The 19,760-nt window shown below is 38.6% G+C and carries 23 protein-coding genes, 1 tRNA gene and 1 pseudogene; 14 read left to right on the top strand and 11 right to left on the bottom strand.

Going from position 1 to position 19,760, the window contains the following annotated elements:
• The coding region (locus tag CCAL5182_RS02275) for a phage portal protein (RefSeq protein WP_336610154.1) at positions 1–603 on the top strand (603 nt) is incomplete at its 5' end.
• Positions 604–687: 84 nt separating this feature from the next.
• Positions 688–846, top strand: coding sequence for a transposase (locus CCAL5182_RS02270; RefSeq protein ID WP_336610153.1), 159 nt, complete (start codon positions 688–690; stop codon positions 844–846).
• Here CCAL5182_RS02270 and CCAL5182_RS02265 read toward each other — a convergent pair.
• The 6 genes from CCAL5182_RS02265 to CCAL5182_RS02240 form a co-directional block, all read right to left on the bottom strand.
• Positions 824–1,312 (bottom strand): hypothetical protein, encoded by a 489-nt coding sequence (locus CCAL5182_RS02265; RefSeq protein ID WP_336610152.1) that lies wholly within the window; start codon positions 1,310–1,312, stop codon positions 824–826. The genes CCAL5182_RS02270 and CCAL5182_RS02265 overlap by 23 nt on opposite strands.
• Entirely contained in the window at positions 1,305–1,514 is a 210-nt protein-coding gene (locus CCAL5182_RS02260) for an NrdR family transcriptional regulator (RefSeq protein WP_336610151.1), read from the bottom strand. The genes CCAL5182_RS02265 and CCAL5182_RS02260 overlap by 8 nt, the downstream gene beginning before the upstream one ends.
• A gap of 53 nt (positions 1,515–1,567) precedes the next feature.
• Positions 1,568–2,020: a phage protein GemA/Gp16 family protein gene (locus tag CCAL5182_RS02255; RefSeq protein WP_336610150.1), complete on the bottom strand. Its 453-nt coding sequence runs from the start codon at positions 2,018–2,020 to the stop codon at positions 1,568–1,570.
• Positions 2,021–2,278: 258 nt separating this feature from the next.
• The gene (locus tag CCAL5182_RS02250) at positions 2,279–2,689 is read right to left on the bottom strand and encodes a hypothetical protein (protein WP_336610149.1); all 411 of its coding nucleotides are present in this window, start codon (positions 2,687–2,689) and stop codon (positions 2,279–2,281) included.
• Positions 2,686–2,847: a hypothetical protein gene (locus CCAL5182_RS02245; RefSeq protein WP_336610148.1), complete on the bottom strand. Its 162-nt coding sequence runs from the start codon at positions 2,845–2,847 to the stop codon at positions 2,686–2,688. The genes CCAL5182_RS02250 and CCAL5182_RS02245 overlap by 4 nt, the downstream gene beginning before the upstream one ends.
• A gap of 106 nt (positions 2,848–2,953) precedes the next feature.
• On the bottom strand, positions 2,954–3,322 hold the full coding sequence (locus CCAL5182_RS02240; RefSeq protein ID WP_336610147.1) for a DUF7768 domain-containing protein: 369 nt from the start codon (positions 3,320–3,322) through the stop codon (positions 2,954–2,956).
• A 106-nt stretch (positions 3,323–3,428) separates the two neighbouring features.
• On the opposite strand from CCAL5182_RS02240, the gene CCAL5182_RS02235 reads away from it, so the two are divergent.
• The 5 genes from CCAL5182_RS02235 to CCAL5182_RS02215 all read left to right on the top strand — a co-directional run bounded on the left by CCAL5182_RS02235 (position 3,429) and on the right by CCAL5182_RS02215 (position 8,202).
• The gene (locus CCAL5182_RS02235) at positions 3,429–4,205 is read left to right on the top strand and encodes a DUF4857 domain-containing protein (protein WP_336610146.1); all 777 of its coding nucleotides are present in this window, start codon (positions 3,429–3,431) and stop codon (positions 4,203–4,205) included.
• A 54-nt stretch (positions 4,206–4,259) separates the two neighbouring features.
• Positions 4,260–5,018, top strand: a complete 759-nt coding sequence (gene hisF / locus CCAL5182_RS02230) for an imidazole glycerol phosphate synthase subunit HisF (protein ID WP_169938060.1) — start codon at positions 4,260–4,262, stop codon at positions 5,016–5,018.
• Positions 5,015–5,686, top strand: a complete 672-nt coding sequence (locus tag CCAL5182_RS02225; protein ID WP_228026638.1) for a purine-nucleoside phosphorylase — start codon at positions 5,015–5,017, stop codon at positions 5,684–5,686. The genes hisF and CCAL5182_RS02225 overlap by 4 nt, the downstream gene beginning before the upstream one ends.
• Positions 5,683–6,861, top strand: coding sequence for a 23S rRNA (adenine(2503)-C(2))-methyltransferase RlmN (gene rlmN, locus CCAL5182_RS02220; RefSeq protein ID WP_169972358.1), 1,179 nt, complete (start codon positions 5,683–5,685; stop codon positions 6,859–6,861). The genes CCAL5182_RS02225 and rlmN overlap by 4 nt, the downstream gene beginning before the upstream one ends.
• A gap of 132 nt (positions 6,862–6,993) precedes the next feature.
• Complete coding sequence (locus CCAL5182_RS02215; protein WP_169972359.1) at positions 6,994–8,202, top strand: hypothetical protein; 1,209 nt, start codon at positions 6,994–6,996, stop codon at positions 8,200–8,202.
• 40 nt (positions 8,203–8,242) lie between these two features.
• On the opposite strand, the gene CCAL5182_RS02210 is transcribed toward CCAL5182_RS02215, so the two are convergent.
• Positions 8,243–9,148 (bottom strand): pseudouridine synthase family protein, encoded by a 906-nt coding sequence (locus tag CCAL5182_RS02210; protein ID WP_336610145.1) that lies wholly within the window; start codon positions 9,146–9,148, stop codon positions 8,243–8,245.
• A gap of 87 nt (positions 9,149–9,235) precedes the next feature.
• Here CCAL5182_RS02210 and purB point away from each other — a divergent pair.
• From purB to CCAL5182_RS02180, 6 genes and pseudogenes are all read left to right on the top strand, one after another.
• A pseudogene (gene purB / locus CCAL5182_RS02205) lies at positions 9,236–10,579 on the top strand (adenylosuccinate lyase); the annotation flags it as partial.
• Between the two features lie 116 nt (positions 10,580–10,695).
• A complete protein-coding gene (locus CCAL5182_RS02200) occupies positions 10,696–11,055 on the top strand; it encodes a DMT family protein (RefSeq protein WP_169972361.1) in 360 nt (119 codons plus the stop codon).
• A gap of 484 nt (positions 11,056–11,539) precedes the next feature.
• Positions 11,540–13,810: a 5-methyltetrahydropteroyltriglutamate--homocysteine S-methyltransferase gene (metE, locus tag CCAL5182_RS02195; protein ID WP_336610144.1), complete on the top strand. Its 2,271-nt coding sequence runs from the start codon at positions 11,540–11,542 to the stop codon at positions 13,808–13,810.
• Between the two features lie 18 nt (positions 13,811–13,828).
• Positions 13,829–14,719 carry a methylenetetrahydrofolate reductase gene (locus CCAL5182_RS02190; RefSeq protein ID WP_336610143.1) on the top strand — a complete coding sequence of 297 codons (891 nt, stop codon included), beginning with the start codon at positions 13,829–13,831 and terminating at the stop codon, positions 14,717–14,719.
• Between the two features lie 104 nt (positions 14,720–14,823).
• Entirely contained in the window at positions 14,824–15,240 is a 417-nt protein-coding gene (locus CCAL5182_RS02185) for a DMT family transporter (protein ID WP_336610142.1), read from the top strand.
• Positions 15,237–15,551: a DMT family transporter gene (locus CCAL5182_RS02180; protein ID WP_336610141.1), complete on the top strand. Its 315-nt coding sequence runs from the start codon at positions 15,237–15,239 to the stop codon at positions 15,549–15,551. Before CCAL5182_RS02185 ends, CCAL5182_RS02180 begins: the two co-directional genes overlap by 4 nt.
• A gap of 320 nt (positions 15,552–15,871) precedes the next feature.
• Here CCAL5182_RS02180 and CCAL5182_RS02175 read toward each other — a convergent pair whose 3' ends face one another.
• From CCAL5182_RS02175 to CCAL5182_RS02160, 4 genes are read right to left on the bottom strand one after another with little or no spacing between them, the layout of a single operon-like run.
• Complete coding sequence (locus tag CCAL5182_RS02175; protein ID WP_169938907.1) at positions 15,872–16,528, bottom strand: response regulator transcription factor; 657 nt, start codon at positions 16,526–16,528, stop codon at positions 15,872–15,874.
• Between the two features lie 5 nt (positions 16,529–16,533).
• Entirely contained in the window at positions 16,534–17,220 is a 687-nt protein-coding gene (locus CCAL5182_RS02170; protein WP_172285158.1) for a cytochrome c3 family protein, read from the bottom strand.
• Positions 17,217–17,657, bottom strand: coding sequence for a cytochrome c3 family protein (locus CCAL5182_RS02165; RefSeq protein ID WP_336610140.1), 441 nt, complete (start codon positions 17,655–17,657; stop codon positions 17,217–17,219). The genes CCAL5182_RS02170 and CCAL5182_RS02165 overlap by 4 nt, the downstream gene beginning before the upstream one ends.
• Positions 17,658–17,707: 50 nt before the next feature.
• Positions 17,708–19,249: a flavocytochrome c gene (locus CCAL5182_RS02160; protein WP_169937856.1), complete on the bottom strand. Its 1,542-nt coding sequence runs from the start codon at positions 19,247–19,249 to the stop codon at positions 17,708–17,710.
• Between the two features lie 293 nt (positions 19,250–19,542).
• On the opposite strand from CCAL5182_RS02160, the gene CCAL5182_RS02155 reads away from it, so the two are divergent.
• A tRNA-Val gene (locus tag CCAL5182_RS02155) sits at positions 19,543–19,618 on the top strand.
• Positions 19,619–19,760 lie beyond the last annotated feature (142 nt).

Genomic DNA, 19,760 nt, shown 5'->3' with positions numbered 1-19,760 from the left:
AATTTACAAGCTACGCTACTTCAAATTTTAATCAATCAAGAAGCCGATAGCTACAACTTCTCGTTCTTTAAAAACGGAGCAAGACCCGATCTTGCTATCGTGCATAAAAATAACGAGCCAAGCGAAGAGCAAATAAACACTTATAGAAATTTCTTTTCAGACCATTTTAAAGGCTCAAATAACGCCCATAAAACCCTTTTGGCTTATACAAATTCAGTGGGCGATAAAGAGGCAAAGATAAGGTTTGAAAAGCTTGGCGGAGTAGAGGATATAAGCTTTAAGGCATTAAAAGAAGTTAGCCGTGATGAGATAGCAGCCGCTCACGGCGTGCCGCCTCGTTTGCTCGGTATTATGCAATCAGCCCAACTAGGCGGTGGCGGTGAGCTTATAGGGCAGCTGCAGCAATTTAACGAGATAGAGATTAAACCAAAAATTGAGCTTATTGAAGGCTTTTTTGAAAGTATCGGTATAAAAGTGGTGCTAAAAGCTATCGACGTAACAAATTTTAAAGATGATGGCGAGATAGTAACACAGCTTGTTGAAAGAGGCATTATCTCTGTTACTGAAGCAAGAAGTATACTTGGCTGGCAAAAGAACATATAAAAATAGCGTTTAAAAACGTTTAAACCCCCTTTAAAAACGTTTAAAAGGTTAAAGGTAATACAAAGATATATATAAAGGCTTAAAGTGGCTTATTCTAAAGAATTTAAAAAAGAGTGTATAAATTTAATAAACAGCGGCATAAACTCCGTGCTTGTTTCAAAGCAAACGGGCGTATCGCGCCCAACGCTACTAAAATGGCAAAAAGAGCTTAGGGATGAATTTAATATTTTAGCTCATCTTTAAACTCATCTTTTAGCGCCTGTGCCATTTGCGCCCTTGGAATTTCTCCGCTAAATACGCGCTCTATGGTGTCTTTTAGCCTGTCTTGAAATTTAGCGTTATACTCTTGATTTACCCAGTAGAAATTATTTCTCATCGCTTCTATCGCTCTTATATCAAGCTTATCAAATACTACGCTTACGCCAAGCCCGCTGCTAAGCGCCAGCTTTTTGTAGGTCTCCTCTAAATTGTGCGGATTTACGCTTAAGCCCATACCCTTTATCTTAGACTCCACAAACTCTTTTAGCTCTTTTATATCCATGCTATGGTTTTCATTGATAAATATTAGCAAATTTGCAAGTTGCGCCTCAAGTTCCTTGCCGGCTAATTTTGCATTTTGCGCTATAAATTCATCTATAATCTCATCTACGCTTTTGGTATTATTGGCTTTTGACTTTAGTAGCTCTTTTAGTAAGACATCTTTATTCATCGAACAGCCCTCGCTCCCCTCTGTTTGGCAGCAGATGCTTAGTATCGCTCATATATTGCTCCCAATACGGATCGTTATAAACAGCTTCGATAGTCGGGAAGCTTTTAAGGCATTTTTCGCATACTCTATAACGTTTATTGTGTAAATTTTTTATCGTAGTAGTAACTTTTGTTTTCTCATATCCGCAGTAAGGACAAAACATCTTTACTCCTGTTTTTTCGCCAATTCTACCACTTTTTTAAAATTTTTCACACTCTATGTTTTTCTCGTTTTATCTTTTAGGACGGCATTTAATCCCGTTATCACGCTTGTGGCTTGTTTTTTGCTAAGCTTGCTTAGATATGAGATATAAATTAGTAAAGTATTGCATTGTCTATTTACAAATCTCATAAGCTTTATCTCATCCCAGCCTAGCTTGCCGGCTAAGACTTTGATTTTTTCTATCTGTTTGGCGGTTATTTTAGCCGGATTTAGTATGTTTCGCCCGGCATGATCGGGCTTAAAATTTAACTCATCGCACACTTTGCCGTTTAGTATGTCAAGGATGGCGTTTAGCTCTTTTATGCTTAGCTCCTTTGAGCTATCCACGCCAAAGCGCAAGCTTAGCCACTCGCTCCAAGCGTCGTTATCTTTAATGATTTTATATTGCGGATGAGTATGTATGCGGGCTAGTAGCTGCTTTCTATAAATCTCTTGAGCTTTTGTCATTATATACCTCTAAACCATAGATATTTAGTTAAACAAGTGCGACTTACCCCTATGCAGCGTGCCATCTTTGAGATATTTAGCTTTCCGTTTTTGAATCGGTAGAAGCTTAAGTCATAATTTATTATGTCATTAAGCCTTGCTTGGTACAAAGCTTTTTTATTAGTGGCTAAATTATCTATATGAATTTTTTGTTTAGTTGTCATTTTATGCCTTTTTAATCCTTAATTAAAAGCCGTAAAATACGGCTTTCGTTAAAGATTATATCACGCTCACTGACGGCGCTTTCTCTTTTATCTCCAAACACTCTTTAAGCCCGTCATCGTTTAACGCAAGCTCTTTTAATTTCTTTTCTGGCTTATAGACGGTATCTGTTGTTACGAGTAGGTCAAAATCGTCACCAAGCAGTGCTTTTAGTTTCTCACCATCCTTTACTTCTATTTTCCAACCAAAACTTATTTTTACCCCTTTTGTCGTCGTCAAAAAGCTTATGGTTGTATTTTCGTTGCCCTCAAGCATATCTTTAGCTATTATGGCTATTTCGTCTTTAAGGTCGCTAAGTCTTTCGTTTAACTCCTCTATTTGTGCTTTTACATTGCAAAACTCATTTACCGCACGCTCTAAAAGCATATTGTTAAATTCTTGTTCGTTTCTACCTATTTTTACTATCATTTTTTATCTCCTTTATTAGATTTTTTGCCTTTTTTAGGCTTTTTAGCGGCTACGTGTCGCTCGGCGACATACTCCGCCTTTTCGCTTCGGCTCGGACAAGCAGCAGTGCTTGTCCTGCTTTGCACCTTGCTCACTAGTTTTTTATCTAAGCTCGCCATTTTACCTCCCTTTCTACATTAAATTTCTTGATGTGTCTTGCTTTTAACACATACCCGTATCTTAGGCAAACGGCTAAATTTTTCCTAGCCTTTACCACCTTAAATTTTAAAGCCATAGGCAAACTTGCGCCTCTCCTTTTTTGTCAAATTCTATTTTTGGGATGTCATTTGCCATAGCAAATTCTCGCTCGCTTTTAACTCCTTTAGAATTTGCGGTGTCTGGATGGGTGCTTTCATAGTAATAATCGCACTGCTTTAACATCTCTAAGCCGGCTTCTAACGCTTGACGTCTTTGCGTTTTTTCATCAAATTTGCCGTCAAGCCTAAGCACGGGACTAACCGCCGTAAAGCCGGCGTTCATTATCTTTGCGCACTCGTCAAGCGCGATTTTTATCGCTAAATGACGCCTTATCTCGTCGCTGCATCTAATGGCCGCGTAAGGCGACGCCACATAAACTCTTATTCGCTCGTTCATCGCTCCTCCTTTCTTAAAATTTAACTTTATAGGAAGCTCCGCAGAGCTCCCGAAAAATCAATTTAAACTAGCTTTATAAGCCGTTACTTCATCGCACCGCTCTTGTATGTTTTTTACAAGCGGTAAGGTGTTTCAAAACGAACTAGATTATAAAAATGAGCTAGCATTTAACTACTTTATGGACTTAAAACAGCAGGGAAAACTACCTGTAACTATAGATGGAAAAACATATAGCGAAAATGAAATAAGAGCCTCCAGGATGTCTATGACATTAAGTCAAAATGAGGCAAATCCGCCAAAGATCCCTCTGTATCCACTCTTTAACCCAAATCCTAAAATTTCAAACATACCCTCAGCTGAAGATATGCTTTACTTTGGTAAAAATGCTTTAACGCTTTATCATCACGACGGCGAAAAAGATGAAGAGCTTACGCATGTTTTTAATCAAAAAGCAAAAGAACTTGATGTGAAATTTCCCGTTCAAGGTGTTTTTGGGCGTTTTACAAATTTAAAGATATTTGACGAGGGTTTATTCTTTAAAGATGCGAAAGGTGATTTTTATAATATCAAAATGTATAATAATAAGCTAAGTTTTAAAGCTGTTTCTAGCTTAAAAAACTACGAGTATTTACACATCGTAGAAAATGATAATACCGACTTTTTAGGTCTTGCTTTTAAAGATGGCAAGATATACTTTTTTGATAAAAATTATGTTACTTTAGACACAAGTGTTGATGGTTTTGAGCTTGGCAAAATGAGGCTTAGAGTCGGCTTTGATCCTAAATTTATACAGATAAGGCTTGATGACGGCGATAGTTATAAGGCTTTTGTTTTTGATAAATTTAACCTTGAAAAGCTGGGAGAAGCGCAGTTAAAACGGTAAAAGCTTATTAAGCGAAATTTGGATAAAATCACTAAAACTTAAATAAGGTGTCTCATGCAACATTTTGCAAAACGTATTATTCCTTGTCTTGACGTTAAAGACGGGCGCGTGGTAAAGGGTGTAAATTTCGTAGGACTTGTTGACGCAGGCGATCCTCTTGAGGTTGCTAAACGTTATAATGACGAGGGTGCCGACGAGCTTTGTTTTTTGGATATATCTGCCACACATCAAGGACGAAACACCATGGTTGATGTGGTGGCAAAGATCGCTAAAGAGCTTTTTATACCACTTACCGTAGGGGGCGGGATACGCACGGTTGATGACATATCACGTCTTTTAAATGTCGGATGCGATAAGGTTAGCTTGAATTCGGCTGCAGTGCATGAGCCAAATTTGATCAACGAAGCTGCTAAGAAATTTGGCTCGCAATGTGTTGTTGTTGCTATTGATATCAAAAATGTCGGAAACTCTTACAACGTCTTTATAAACGGCGGTCGTATAGACACGTGTAAAGATGCGTTTGAGTGGGCTAGAGAAGTAGAAAGGCGTGGAGCAGGGGAGATACTGCTAACGTCGATGGACAAAGATGGCACAAAAGATGGTTATGACATATATCCTACCAGCAAGATGAGTAGCGAGCTACAAATCCCTATCATCGCAAGTGGCGGAGCAGGAACAATGGAGCATATAAAAGAGGCATTTTTAAACGGCGCTGATGCCGCATTGGCTGCCTCGATATTTCACTTTAGACAGATAGAAATTTTAGAGCTAAAGCGTTATTTGTCGCAAAATGGAGTAGAGGTTAGACTTTGAAAGAGGGGTGCTTGTTTGTCTGTGCTGGAGAAAGCGAGAGCTTTGACTTTGCCGTCCCTGTTGGGATAGGGCTTGTAGATAGCGCAGTAAGACTAAGTGAAATTTTGGCTCAACTTACGCTATTTGACGAATTAAAAAGTTTAAAGGTTTCAGATGAAATTCTTCATGATTTGCTTGCTGTGGAGTATAGCAAGTGTGAAATTTTAGCCAAATTTTTAGAGCCAAATGTAAAGAAGCAAAAGAATTTCTTGCCAAACGAGATCATCTTCATAGGCTCGGCAGGACTTTATAAAAATGGTGAACTGTTTGAAATTTTCGAAAGTCAAAATGCTGCAAATATTGAAATTTCACTACTTGACGATAAGTCTTATGTGCCTGTTCCACAAGAGGTTTTTAATGATGTTTCACGCGAAACATTTATAAATTCTTCAAATTTTATCACCAAAGATACTTTAAGTGCCAAAAAGCTTTTTAAGCTTGGCGCATATGCTGAAAATATGGAATTTTACTCTATTATGGCAGTCGCAAAGAAATTTAACATCCCAGCAAAAGGCATTTTTATCGCGACAAATTTTTGTAACGCAAATGCGCATAAGGACTTTATGCATAACCACTCGCTTGCCAAAGATATGCTTTGCGAATATTTAGAACACAAAGGTTTGATTTGAAAAATATACTTGACTATACGCTAAAAGAGCTAGAAGAAGTTGTCTCTCCCAAATTTCGAGCTAAGCAAATTTATGAATGGATATATAAAAAGGGTGCAAATTCGTTTGATGAAATGACAAATTTGCCACAAGAAATGAGAGAAAAGCTAAAAAGCGAATTTGTTGTTGAGCCACTGAAGTGTGTAAGATCTGAAACAAGCTCGGACAAAAGCGTTAAATATCTCTTTGAAGCAGCTGACGGGTCGCGCATAGAGAGTGTCTTGCTTCCTATGAAAGAGGAGCTAACGCACGAAGACGGCGGCATAAAGCGTCATGCTAGATATACGATCTGTGTTAGTTCTCAAGTTGGTTGTCGCATGGGCTGTAGCTTCTGTCTTACGGCAAAGAGTGGACTGACAAGAAACCTAAGCGCTGGTGAGATAGTAGGTCAAATTTTATGGATAAAAAAGGCAAATAACATACCTTACGAGCGTCGTATAAACGTAGTTTACATGGGTATGGGTGAGCCGCTAGATAATCTAACTAACGTTGCAAAAGCCGTGCATATCCTAAAAGAAAACGACGGTTTAGCTATCGCTCCACGTCGCCAAACGATATCAACTAGCGGTCTTGCAAGCCAGATAAAAAAGCTGGGTGATTTAAATTTAGGCGTGCTTCTGGCCATCTCGCTTCACGCGACTACAGACGAGCTGCGCACGAAGCTCATGCCGATAAACAAAGCATATAACATAGAAGCTGTTATGCAGGCGGTAAGAGAATTTCCTATAGATATGAGAAAGCGGGTGCTTTTTGAGTATCTTGTCATAAAAGATCTAAACGATAGTATAAATGATGCTAAAACCCTTGTAAAACTGCTTCACGGTATAAAAGCTAAAGTAAACCTCATATATTTTAACCCTCACGAGGGAAGTCAGTATGGACGTCCTGAGCGCGAAACTATGATCAAATTTCAAGACTACATGGCAGCACACGGTGTAACTTGCACTATAAGACAAAGCAAAGGGCTTGACATCTCTGCTGCTTGCGGTCAACTAAAAGAGAGAAGCAAAGAAGATGTAAAAGCTAACGAAAAATCAACTAACGCTAGTGATAACTCTGCTAAATTTAAAGCCCAAACTACTACCAGCAAATCAACTAACACTAACAACCCAAGAGGTAAAAATGAGCTTGCTTGATATAGCTCAGCTAGTATTTATAGTAGCAGTGGTGCTAGTGGGGCTTGTTTTTATGCTAAAAGTTATCAAGGAAGAGCGCTAAAATTTATATCATTTTTGCCGATATTATTATAAATTTGATTGAGGTGTAAAATGAGAATAGATAGCTATATTGTGGATATGTATTCTAACTATCTCAGCTCAAAAAACGAGCTGGGCGTCTCTTTAAAAACTACTAACACAACACAAGATAATTTCACAAATGAAACTAACATTAATACCAAAAAACCAGAAATATCAAATAAAATTTCTACTAACACAAATGCTAACCAAGAGTATATGTTAGCTAAAATAAGCTCAAATATAATAAAGGTGTTGCGGGACGCAAGGGATGAAACGAAAGAGCTTTCCACAACAAATATGCTAGATACGACCATTTATGAAAGTAGCGAAACAGAAGAGCTAAAGATAAAAACAAAAGCTGTTGTAATGGCTGACGGCAAACAGTTGGAAGTCGATCTTGATCTAATGTTACAAAGAAGCTTTTTGCGAAGCATAACTCTTTTTGATGTTGTATCAAAATTTTACGATCCGCTTGTCATCGCTCTTGATGGAGGTATGCCGAGTATAAAAAACGATAGGATAGCTTTTGATATAGATGCAGATGGAGAGGTAGATCAGATATCGCGTCTTGGAGCAAATTCCGGTTTTTTAGCTCTTGACCTAAACGAAAACGGTGCTATCGATGACGGATCGGAGCTTTTTGGCACACGAAGCGGAGATGGTTTTGTCGATCTGGCTAAATTTGATGATGACGGCAATGGCTGGATAGATGAAAATGATGAAATTTTTAACAAGCTTCGAATTTGGCAAAACAATGATGACGGTAAAAGGTTGTTGGCTCTTGGAGAGGTTGGTGTGGGTGCGATATTCTTAGGAAGCGCGCAAGGAAATTTCAGCTTTAAAAATGATATAAATACTGAAATGGCAAAACTAAGGAGCACGGGTTTATTCCTTTTTGAAAATGGTCGCGCAGGAGCTATCGCACAAATAGATTTTGCTAAGCGAGATGAAAATGATTTACTTGAACTAGGTGCTTTAAATGGACTAGGTGATACATTAGAGGGTTTTGGAGGCAGAGATACCTTTGCTTTTATAAGCGATCAAGTGGGAGAGCAAAAAGAAGACGATAAAAAATTTAAGCCCATAAAAGGCGAAAGTAAAAATACACAAACTTACACATATGAAGATAAATTTAAAGAGCATTTTTTCAAAGAGCTTTTAAAGGCCGATAGGGAAAATAGCATAAGAGTTATAAAACTAATGGAAAAAGCCGAGCAAAAAGTTGACAAAACAATCTAAAAATAACTCGTCAAGCACAGTAAAGAATTTTGTGTGTGATTTAAATTTTAGCTAATCTATAAAACTCTTCACACGTGTTAAATGTACTCTTCAAATTATAAATTTTGCTGTTAAATTCAAATGAAATTTCATCAGCATGAAGTAAAAGTCGATTAGCTCCAGTTAAGGCAAAACGCTCCGCCTCACTCATCTCGTTATCCAGTATCTTTATCACTTCATCGCGACTTAGCCCATAAAGAGACTCACCTAAAATTTTATGTTTCTCGTGAAACAAATGCAATCTTATCTGGTGCTGGCGACCTGTTAAAGGATAACATCTAAGTAAGCTTGCACTAATATCTTTAAAGTATTTTACTAACTCAAATTTAGTTATCGCACTTTTGCCGTCATCGCAAATTTTCATGCGAGTCTTGACATCATCGTAGTTATCAGCTAGATCCATAGCTTTATCGACCGTAAAATTTTTAGCTGTTTGCCCCACAACCATTGCAAGATAGGACTTTTTTACTGCTCTTTCTTCAAATAGCCTTTTAAGTTCTACCTGTGTTTTTAGATTTTTAGCGACAACTATAAGCCCGCTCGTTTCGCGGTCAAGCCTATGTGCAACCGCGGCTTTTTTGCCAAAAAGATGCCAAATTTCATCATTTAGTGAGTATTTGCAGTGTCTGCCGTTTGGATGACTAAGCACACCACTTGGTTTGTCAAATACCGCAAATTCTTGCGTTTCAAATATCGGCATGAGCCCGCGTGGGTTGCACTCATACTCTATCAAACTTACATTGCCAAATAAAACGGCATTTTTCTCTCGCACAACTTCCCCGTCACAAGCCAACCTTGCCCTATCTATCAGGCGTTGAGCCTCTCCCATTTTGTATCCCAACGAGAGTAAAATTTCATATGCTTTTTCGCCGTTTACATTTTTTATAAATTTGTTTATGTAAGCCAAAATTTATCCCATATCATCTAGCTAAAATTATTTAACCGCTATTTTAGCCCAAATTTTATATAATATTTCTCCAAAAATTATACACAAAAAGAGGACAAAATGGTAGAGCGATATTCAAGAAAAGTCATGAGCGATAAGTGGAGTATACAAGCAAAATACGACGCTTGGCTAAAGGTTGAGCTAGCTGCTGTTAAAGCGTGGAACAAACTAGGCTTTATAAGCGATACAGACTGCGAAAAGATCTGCAAAAATGCTAAATTTGATGTCGCTAGGATAGATGAGATCGAGCGCACGACAAAGCACGATGTTATAGCATTTCTTACGAGTGTAAGTGAGAGCCTTGGAGAAGAGAGCCGTTTTGTGCATTTTGGTATGACCAGCTCTGACTGTATAGATACGGCTGTTGCGTTGCAGATACGCGATAGTTTAGAGCTTATAGAGGCTGATGTTAATGAGCTTTTAGGCGCTTTAAAAACTCGCGCTTTAGAACACAAAAACACATTAATGGTCGGCAGAAGTCACGGTATCCATGGTGAGCCTATAACTTTTGGCTTAGTCGTAGCTATCTGGCATGATGAGATAAAACGTGCATTAGAGCTTTTGCAGCACGCCAAAAAAGTCATAAGTGTTGGCATGATAAGCGGAGCTATGGGAAATTTTGCTCATGCGCCACTTGAACTAGAAGAGTTTACTTGTGCTCAGCTTGGTCTTGGTGTAGCGCCTGCTTCCAACCAAGTCATCCAGCGTGACAGATATGCACAAGTTTTAAATGCGATCGCCATACTTGCTTCAAGCTGTGAGAAGATCGCTGTTGCCGTTCGCCACTATCAACGCACCGAAGTTTATGAGTGCGAGGAGTATTTTAGCCCTGGACAAAAAGGATCAAGTGCAATGCCGCACAAGAGAAACCCTGTGCTAAGCGAAAATGTCACAGGACTTTGCAGGATGTTACGTGCATATGCCCTACCTGCAATGGAAAATGTCGCACTTTGGCATGAGCGCGATATCAGCCATAGTTCGGTTGAGAGATTTGTTCTGCCTGACGCGTTTATAACGGCAGACTTTATGCTGTCACGCTTAACGGGACTTATCCAAAATTTAGTTGTTTATCCTGAAAATATGATGAAAAATTTAAACCTAACAGGAGGTCTTGTTTTCTCTCAGCGTGTGCTTTTGGAGCTTCCAAAACGCGGAATTTCGCGTGAGGACGCATATAAGATAGTTCAAAGAAACGCTATGAAGGTCTGGGCCGACTTGCAAGAAGGAAAAAAGGCGATAAACGAAAACGGCGAGAGCTTATATCTGCAAAATTTACTAGCCGACGCAGAACTAAGAGCAAATTTAAGCGAAGCCGAGATCAAGGACTGCTTTGATTACAATTACTACACAAAAAATGTCGATAGAATTTTTAAAAGGGTTTTTGCAGAGTAGTCTAAACTCTTAGCAAATAAAAGACACGATAAATTTAGGAAAACTTACACGCCGAAATTTATCGTGTGTGTGTTTTAAATTTTTAAATTCTTATATCTCCTGACACAAGGACTTTGATGCTAAATGCAACTTATACTATCACTTTATTGATCGGTTCAAATGTATTTATGACGCTTGCTTGGTATGGCCATCTTAAATTTGGCACGCAAAATTTGGCTTTGTTTTGGATCATTATCATTAGCTGGGGGATAGCTTTTTTTGAGTATTGCTTGCAAGTTCCGGCAAATCGCATAGGCTTTAGCGGCAACGGAGGTGCTTTTAATTTATGGCAGTTAAAGGTCATTCAAGAGGTGATCTCATTAAGCGTCTTTTGCGTATTTACATTGCTAGTTTTTAAGGGCGAAACTTTGCGACTAAACCACATTATAGGTTTTATTTTTCTTATTTTAGCTGTTTATTTTATTTTTAAAAAATAATACGTTTTTGATAAGGTTTTGCGCCAATGTGTTTTAAATTTACTCACATGAGCACAAAATAACTGCTTAGTGCTACAAAATCTTTACAAATTTATCAAAAAATTTTATAATCAACGCAAAATTTACATTATACAAGGATTATAATGAGATATCCCATGCAAAAAAGGCTTTATAAAAAACGTTAAAAACTTGATATTAATGTTTGTATTTTGCATGGTTGCAAATCTCATCAAACTCGTTGCCTATCTTATCGGGCAGGAGTATTATAAATTTCATTTTAGTTTACGAAAATCCGGTTGTCACCCACCTTTCTAATCATATTCTCTTGAGCGATTTTAAATGATTTTTGTTTTTTCTTCCTTGATAGGCTACATGCCTTATCTGCAGCCTTGAAAACTGCAAAAACATTTAAACTCATCTCAAGATAACACGATTATAAAATTTTAAATAAAATAATAAAAATATAAATTTTAAAGGAATTATTATGATAAAAAGTTATGTAACAGGGTTTCCAAGAATCGGTGAACAAAGAGAGTTAAAGCGTGCATTAGAGGGCTTTTGGAGTAAAAAAGAGGGCTTTGATAACGATCGCCTTCAAACCACAGCAAAGACGCTTCGCGCTAGACACTGGGCGTATCAAAAAGATGCTGGCATAGAGCTAATCTCTAGCAACGACTTCTCATTTTATGATCTTATGCTTGATACGATTTTCGCACTTGGTGTTATTCCAACTCGTTTTGCGAAATTTAGCGGTCAGGAGCTATACTTTGCGATGGCTAGAGGTGCTGACACTGCTGTGGCTATGGAGATGACAAAGTGGTTTAACACAAACTACCACTACATCGTGCCTGAGCTAAACAAAGATAGCAAATTCGCACTAAATGCTGACAAAATCATCGCTGAATATAAAGAGGCTAAAGAAAACGGCGTAAAAACTAAGATAAACCTAATCGGGCCTATCACCTTTCTAGCGCTTTCAAAGACGACTGATGATAGTTGCGCGTTTTGCCACCTAGACACTGTGGTAGCAAAGTACAGCGAGCTTCTAGAGCAAATTTCAAAGCTTGATGATGAGGTTATCGTTCAGTTTGATGAGCCGATATTTGTAACCGATAAAGATGAAAAATTAGCTCCTAAAATCGTGCCTGTGTATGAGAAGCTAACAAGTGTGGCAAATAACGTTAAAATCGTATTTATGACATATTTTGAGCACGCGCTAAAAGCGGTAAATGAAGTAGTAAAAACTAAAATTTACGGTCTTGGTCTTGACTTTGTTTATGGCGAAAGAAATATTGAAGCTCTTGAAATCATCAAAAATAGCAACGTTAAGCTATTTGCCGGTGTGGTAAATGGTAGAAACATATGGAAAACCAACATCGATGAGAGAGTAAAATTTGTAAAAGAGATCGAGGCAAAACTAGGTGGCAAGGACTTCTACGTAGGCTCATCTTGCTCGCTTCTACACGTGCCATTTACTCTAAAATATGAGGAAAAACTAAACCCAGAGATAAAGAGCTGGCTAAGCTTCGCGGTTGAAAAACTAAGCGAAATCTCAATCATCACAGCACTTGCAAACGGCAAAGAGTTATGCGAAGTGGGCGCGAAAATTTATGCTGAGAACAAAGCTAGTGCAAACTCACGTGCAAACTCAAGCCTAATCCACGATAAAGCGGTGCAAGAGCGCGTGTCAAAACTAACAAAATTTGAGCGTGAGATGAGCTTTGAAGAGCGTATAAAAGTGCAGCATAAAGCCTTAAACTACGGTATCCTGCCAACCACTACGATAGGCTCTTTCCCACAAACTGTTGAGCTTCGTGTGCTTCGCCAAAATTTCAAAAAGGGCGAGATAAATGAGGCAACTTACAACGACGGTATCAAAAAATATATAGATGAGTGCGTGAAATTCCAAGAGGATTGCGGTCTTGACGTGCTAGTTCACGGTGAGCCTGAGAGAAACGATATGGTCGAGTACTTTGGCGAGCAGATAAAGGGCTATGCGTTTAGCCAAAATGGCTGGGTGCAAAGCTACGGTAGCCGTTGTGTTAAGCCACCACTTCTATTTGGTGACGTGAGCCGTCCAAATCCGATGACTGTGGAGTGGATAAGCTACGCGCAAAGCAAGACAAGCAAGATAATGAAAGGTATGCTAACTGGCCCTGTTACTATCCTAAACTGGTCTTTTGTGCGTGATGATAAACCAAGAGCCCAAATCGCAAAACAGCTTGCACTTTGTATAAATGATGAGATAGCTGACCTTCAAGATGCGGGTATAAAAATCATACAAGTTGATGAGGCGGCGTTTAAAGAGGGCTATCCACTACGTGCTAAAAATATCGGTGCGTATGAGAAATTCTCAGTGGACTGCTTTAAGCTTTCAGTTAGCTCAGCACGTCCTGAAACGCAGATCCATACGCATATGTGCTACTCTGAGTTTAACGACATCATAAAAACTATCGAAGCGATGGATGCGGACGTTATTTCGATAGAAACAGCAAGAAGTGGCAACGAACTGCTTAAAATTTTCAAAGCTGTTGGCTACAAACAAGAGGTAGGACCTGGCATTTACGACATACACAGCCCAAGAATCCCAAGCGTAGAGGAGCAGGTAGAGCAGATAAAAGCGCTACTAGAGGTGCTTCCAAAAGAGCAACTTTGGATAAACCCTGACTGCGGACTAAAAACTCGCAAGTGGGAAGAGGTCGAGCCAAGCCTAAAAAATATGGTCGAAGCGGTAAAAATCGCAAGAGCGTTATAAATTTCATGCGGAGATTTTATGCTGGTTGATAAAATTTTACAAAACAAGCAAGGGATCATGCTTTATGGCATGACTCCACCGCGTGATAACGTAGAGTTAAGCGAGAAGGAGCGTCTAGGAACGCTTCATCGCGAACGAGTGCAAAGTATCGGTTGTGACGGTGTTGTGCTTTATGACATACAAGACGAGAGCGATAGGAACGAAAGTGATCGAGTTTTCGGGCTTATCGAGCCGATCGTGCCTGAAATTTATTATCGCGACTGGATGAGGACAAGCGTTCCTGCGGTGATTTATAAGGTTGTGGGCAAGTATGATAGAGCGGAATTTGAGAAATTTATAAACGAGCTTTCGCCAAATTCGATATGCGTTTTTGTGGGTGCTAGTTCATCAAGCAAGCAGGTAAAAATTCACCTAAATGAAGCATACGAGATAGCAAAAAGCCGCACAGATATAGTATATGGCGGTATTTGTATACCGGAGCGTCACATCACTAAAGGCGATGAACATCTAAGAGTTGCTCAAAAGATACAGCAAGGATGTAAATTTTTCATCACACAAGCAGTTTATGACGATAAAAATGCAAAGAAATTTTTAGACGACTACGCTAAGCTTGACGCGCCAAAAGTGCCGATAATCTTTACATTTACGCCGTGCGGAAGTGCAAGAAGTCTTGAGTTTATGAAGTGGCTTGGTATAGAAATTTCACCCAAAACCGAGCAAGAGCTTTTGGGTGCGCAAGATATGTTGGCTCACTCGATGAAACATAGTGCAAAGCTTTTTGGGGAGTTATATGAGTATGGAAAGAGGCTTGGAATTTCAATAGGTGCAAACGTCGAAAGCGTTGCTAAGAACAAGACTGATATCGCCGCCGCTGTTACGCTTTTTAGCAGCCTAAAAACGATGATATAGCTAGCGATAGACCGATTTTGGTCTTTCGCTCTTCTTAAATTTCACATTTTATTCAAAGTTTTTTAATTTTTACGCTAAAATCGCGCTTTTGTTTAGGAGAATTTATGAGTAGGACAAATTTAGCCTGGCTTTTGGTAATACTTGGAGGTATTGTTGAGGTGTGTTGGGTGGCTGGTTTAAAGTATGCCGATAGCTTGTTTTTATATACATTAACGATACTTGGTGTGATGTTTTCATTTTCAGCCATGATAATGGCTTGCAAAAGTATCGAAGTTAGTGTTGCATATAGTGTGTTTGTGGGGATTGGTGCAGGCGGAGTGGTACTTGGCGAGATGATGTTTTTTAATGAGCCTGTATCTATGATTAAAATTTCTCTTATCGCCTTACTTATGGTTGGCGTTGTAGGGCTCAAATTTACAAGTAACGAACAAGATGAAAAAACGGTAAAAACTCTTTCAAAAGATCTTGGCATAGATGAGATAGAAGAGGACTTAAACGAGCTTGGAGGCGGTAAAATATGAGCTGGCTTGCTTTGATAACGGCTGGGATTTTGGAGATATTTGGCGTTATTGCTATGAAGAAATTTGTGCTAAGCGGCAAGAAGAAATTTATACTTCTTATCGCTGTTTTGTTTATGATAAGTTTTTCGTTTCTTGGTATCGCTATGGAGGAAATTTCAATGGGCACAGCCTATGCTATATGGACCGGTATAGGTGCAGGTGGATGTGTCGCGGTTGGAATTTTGTTTTTTAAAGAGAGCGGAAACTTTAAGAAGATATTTTTTATAACACTTATTTTAGCCTCGAGTATCGGACTAAAGATCATATCTTGAAATTTTAAGATATTTATTATGCAGTATTTGCGCCAAAAGCTTGTGTTGATTTTGGAAAAGGTTAAATTTTACCGACGAGAAATAACAAGCAGCAAGCAAGCTTAATGCTTGTTAAATTGCTTCGTATGGTATTGTCAGCTTAAGGTTGTAAAATGCAACTTTTAATTCATCTTGCGTGTATGGGCTAATAATAGAACTTTACAAAGATAGAGCAAAAGAGCTTCTTGATGATATCTTTTAATGCTCTATATTCAAAATGGACATAATTTATTATGATTTGCTCTAAAATTTACTTTAGATTTTGGAGATAAATTGACTATTCATAGCACAACGTCTATCTTATATCCAATACCTCTAACCGTCTTTATCTCTAAATTTGGTATCTTTTGTCTTATCTCTCTAAGAAGCGACCTTAGTCTATCTTGAGATGAACTCTCACCTTTGTATATTAGGTGGTCAAGCTCTTGATAGGTCACGACATGAGGTGCATTTTTGGCTAGAGTTTCTAGCAAAAGAGCTTCTTTTTTGCCAAGCTCGATCCTCTTGTCTTTGTCTGTTACATAAAGGGACTCTTTGTCAAAAACAAGTCCGTTAGCAAACTCAAATTTAGATCCAAGTAGCACTTTACAGAGCTTAAATACATGAAATATAAACTCATCCGGAGGAAATGGTCTGATTATAAAGTCATCAACCCTAGCGTAATAAATTTTCTTAAATAGCGTCGGGATAGACTCATCAAGTATAAGTAGGATAGGAGTTGTGTTTTTGTTGTCACGTATAAATTTGACAAGGCTAAGATCGCCCTGTTTTGCTTTTATGTCAAAAACATATAGGTCGTATCTGTTGCCGTTGTCAAAATCATCCATCACATCTTGTTCGCTCTCAAAACGAATGATCCTAAAGTTAAACCTATAAAGAGCCGCGCTCAGACTTACGTTTAGATCAAAATCTTTTGAGAGCAAAAGTATGTGCTTCATGGATTTTATCCGTGTGAAGGGGTAGCTTTGGCGGATTTTTTCTCCAAAAACTCCCTCTCTTGTTTGGTTGGCTCATACTCATCTTTAAAGAACTCTTGCTTTGATTTTATCTTTTGTTCTAGCATTTTGTTCTCGTAAATTTTATACGAAGGCTTCCAGTATTCAAGCTGGTTTCTCATATCATGAGCATGTCCTACTCCTACGTGGCAACTTACACATTTAAGCTCTTTGTCGCTTCCTTGAAGTTTAACGTAGTGGGCGTGCATCTTTTGAGCTTGCTGTGATGAAGCTGTTGTGTCTAAGATGTTAGTATGACAGCTCATACAGCCGTTGTCAAACACATAGTGCTCTTTATTTTTTAGATTAGCCACCCAGTTTATACTATCAGGATCGCCAAAGAAGTGGATATAGCCCTCTACTATGCCATTAACTGCTTTTTGATATACGTATTTGGCTAGGTTGTCGTGAGGTAAATGGCAATCAACACATTTAGCCTTTACGCCTATTGCCCCACTGCCTGCATGGATATCTTTTTGATATGATATAACCATAGGATCCATCTCGTGGCAGACTCCACAAAATCTATCCGTGCTGGTCTCTTCAAGCACATAATGAACCGGTAAAACAACGAAAAATCCAACAATGCCACTTATCACTACAATAAGAGCTAATAATTTCTTTGAAATTTTCATGGTGTTACTCCCATCCATTGTGGAACCTCATGCTCGTGGCATTCGCTACACATATTTATAGACGGCTTGTGCTCGAAGTGGCACTCGTCACAGTATAATGTAGGACCGTCGTGAACCGAGTTGTGTGGATTAGCTTTTAGCGTATCCATAAATTTAAGTCTTTGCGCTAGTAGCTTTTTAGTGCCGTGGCAGCTTAGACAGCCTTCATCTTTTATGTTTTTAAATTTACTAGGATCGTCACCTTGATTTGTATGACAATCTATACAGTCAAACGCCAAATGTTCATGATGAGGCTTTAGAGTGTGTTTTGCTCGTAGCTCGTCAGAAACTGTTATCTTTTGAATGTTAAGGTCTGATTTTTTCCCATTATCATTCGCAGAGATAGGCGTGAAAAAACAGCATAATAATAGTAGTGCTGTTAAAGTTAGACGTTTCATTTAAGACCTTTGGATTTAAATAAGAAGAGGGCCAAGAGCCCCCTTTTGTATTACATTGCTTCGCCAGCAATCATACCAAATACGATACAATCAGTAATAGCAACTGTACCTAGACGGCTAGCACCATGTGTTCCGCCTGTAACCTCGCCCGCAGCATAAAGACCAGGGATTGGTTTGTTTGTTTTAGAAGAGATAACTTCTGCTTTCTCATTAATTTTTAGACCGCCCATTGTGTGGTGTGGTTTTGGTGAAAGGCGAACTACATAGAATGGACCAGCTTCGTTGATCTCGCTTAGTGCGTTTTCTTGTTTGCCAAATTCATCTTTTTTAGCTTTTACGCCCTCGTTGTATTTTTTAACGGTTTCTTTTAAAGCTGCTGCAGGAACGCCGTATTTGCTAGCTATTTCATCTAAGCTTTTGCAAACACCAACTAGCTTACCGCCAGCCATACCTTTTTGTATGATCTCTTCGCTAAGATCTCTAAAGCATTTGTCATCGCCAAATGTTATAGGGTATGCGCCCGGAGTTTCTCTTAGAATTTTAAACTCTGCATCAGCTCTTGTTTTTCTGTCTGCTAGTTCGTTCATGAAGCGTTTGCCGTTGCGAATATCAACAGCGATACCGTATTTAAATGTTCCTTGTTGAGTAAGGATAGGGGCTGTACCAAAGCCTTTTTCATCAGGGCTTGCCCATGGGCCAAATTGGATCCAGTCGATTTGAACAGGATATGCACCGATCTCAAATGCTTTTAGTAAAGCACCAGCTGTTGCACCTGCGTGGTTTGTGCTATCAACATCATCAGGAATTCTTGGGTCTTGAAGTTTTCTAAATGCTCTATCGCGTCCAAAACCGCCAGATGCTAAAACAACACCTTTTTTAGCCTTGATAGTTTTTTTAGTTCCGCTTGTGTTTTCTAGGTCGTCGCTGTATAGGTTAGCGTCAAATTTATACTCTTCGCGGATAGTTACACCAACAACTCTATCGCCTTCCATTACGAAGTCGTCAAATTTAGCTCTTCTTCTTAGTTCGCAACCTTGGTCTTTTAATGCTTCAAATTTTTCAAGCATAGGCTGGATATAGCCTGAGCCAGAGTCGTTTGTAGTTAGCATTGAGCGAGGAACTGAGTGTCCGCCGAAGTGTGCGCAGTGATCTTTAAACTGAACACCATTGTCTACTAGGAATTTGTAAGCGTCTGTTCCGCGATCAGCTAGCGTTTGAAGTAGTTCAGGGTGGTTAATACCAAGACCCGCTTTTAAGCAGTCAGCCATAAATAGCTCTTTACTATCTTTGATACCGTCTTTTGCTTGGACAGGATTCACAGGAACGCTCATGCCGCCACCGTTAATAACTGAGTTACCGCCGATACGACCCATTTTTTCAAGGATTAGAACTTTGTTTCCTTTTTTAGCTGCTACAAGACCAGCTGCTAGTCCTGAAAAGCCTGAACCGATAATTACAACATCCCACTCTTCATCAAATTTAACATCTTTTGCGTCAACTGCAGAAGCGCTAGCATTTACGCTGCTAAGTGCAAGAGCACCAGCACCAACCATACTCATCTTAACGAAATTTCGTCTTGACATGTTTTCCATATTGTCTCCTTTTAGAAATTGGTTTTTGGTTAGTGAAATTATATATTATTTACTATGAGAAAAACATGAGAAATATTAAAAAATTAAAAATACCGTATTTTGGGCATATACAAGTATATTTTGACATAATAAATAGGTATTATGAGATTTTTTTTAAATATAAGCTTGATTTTTTTAAGAAATTATTAAATATAAGAGAAGTGACATTTTTTGATAAACTAGTGTAAATTTATAAAAAATAAATTTTTAAGCAAAGAAAAATGAAATTTTTAATATAATCCCAAAATATTTTTGGTCCCGTAGCTCAGTTGGTAGAGCACTACCTTGACATGGTAGTGGTCGATGGTTCGAGTCCATTCGGGGCCACCATTTATGCTTTATCTCCCCATAATTTTGATTTATATTTTAAATTTAAATATCTGTGCATGTTTGTATTATTGTTTGATAATAAAATGTGCGAGGTAATCTCCCCGCACGATCCTTGGAGAAGGAGAAAATGTTTTTGAGTAAT

Origin of the sequence: Campylobacter sp. 7477a (assembly GCF_014892335.1) — a bacterium.
Lineage (GTDB): Bacteria > Campylobacterota > Campylobacteria > Campylobacterales > Campylobacteraceae > Campylobacter_A > Campylobacter_A californiensis.
The sequence above is the reverse complement of the archived record's forward strand: the minus strand, read 5'-3'. Positions and strand labels throughout refer to the sequence as shown.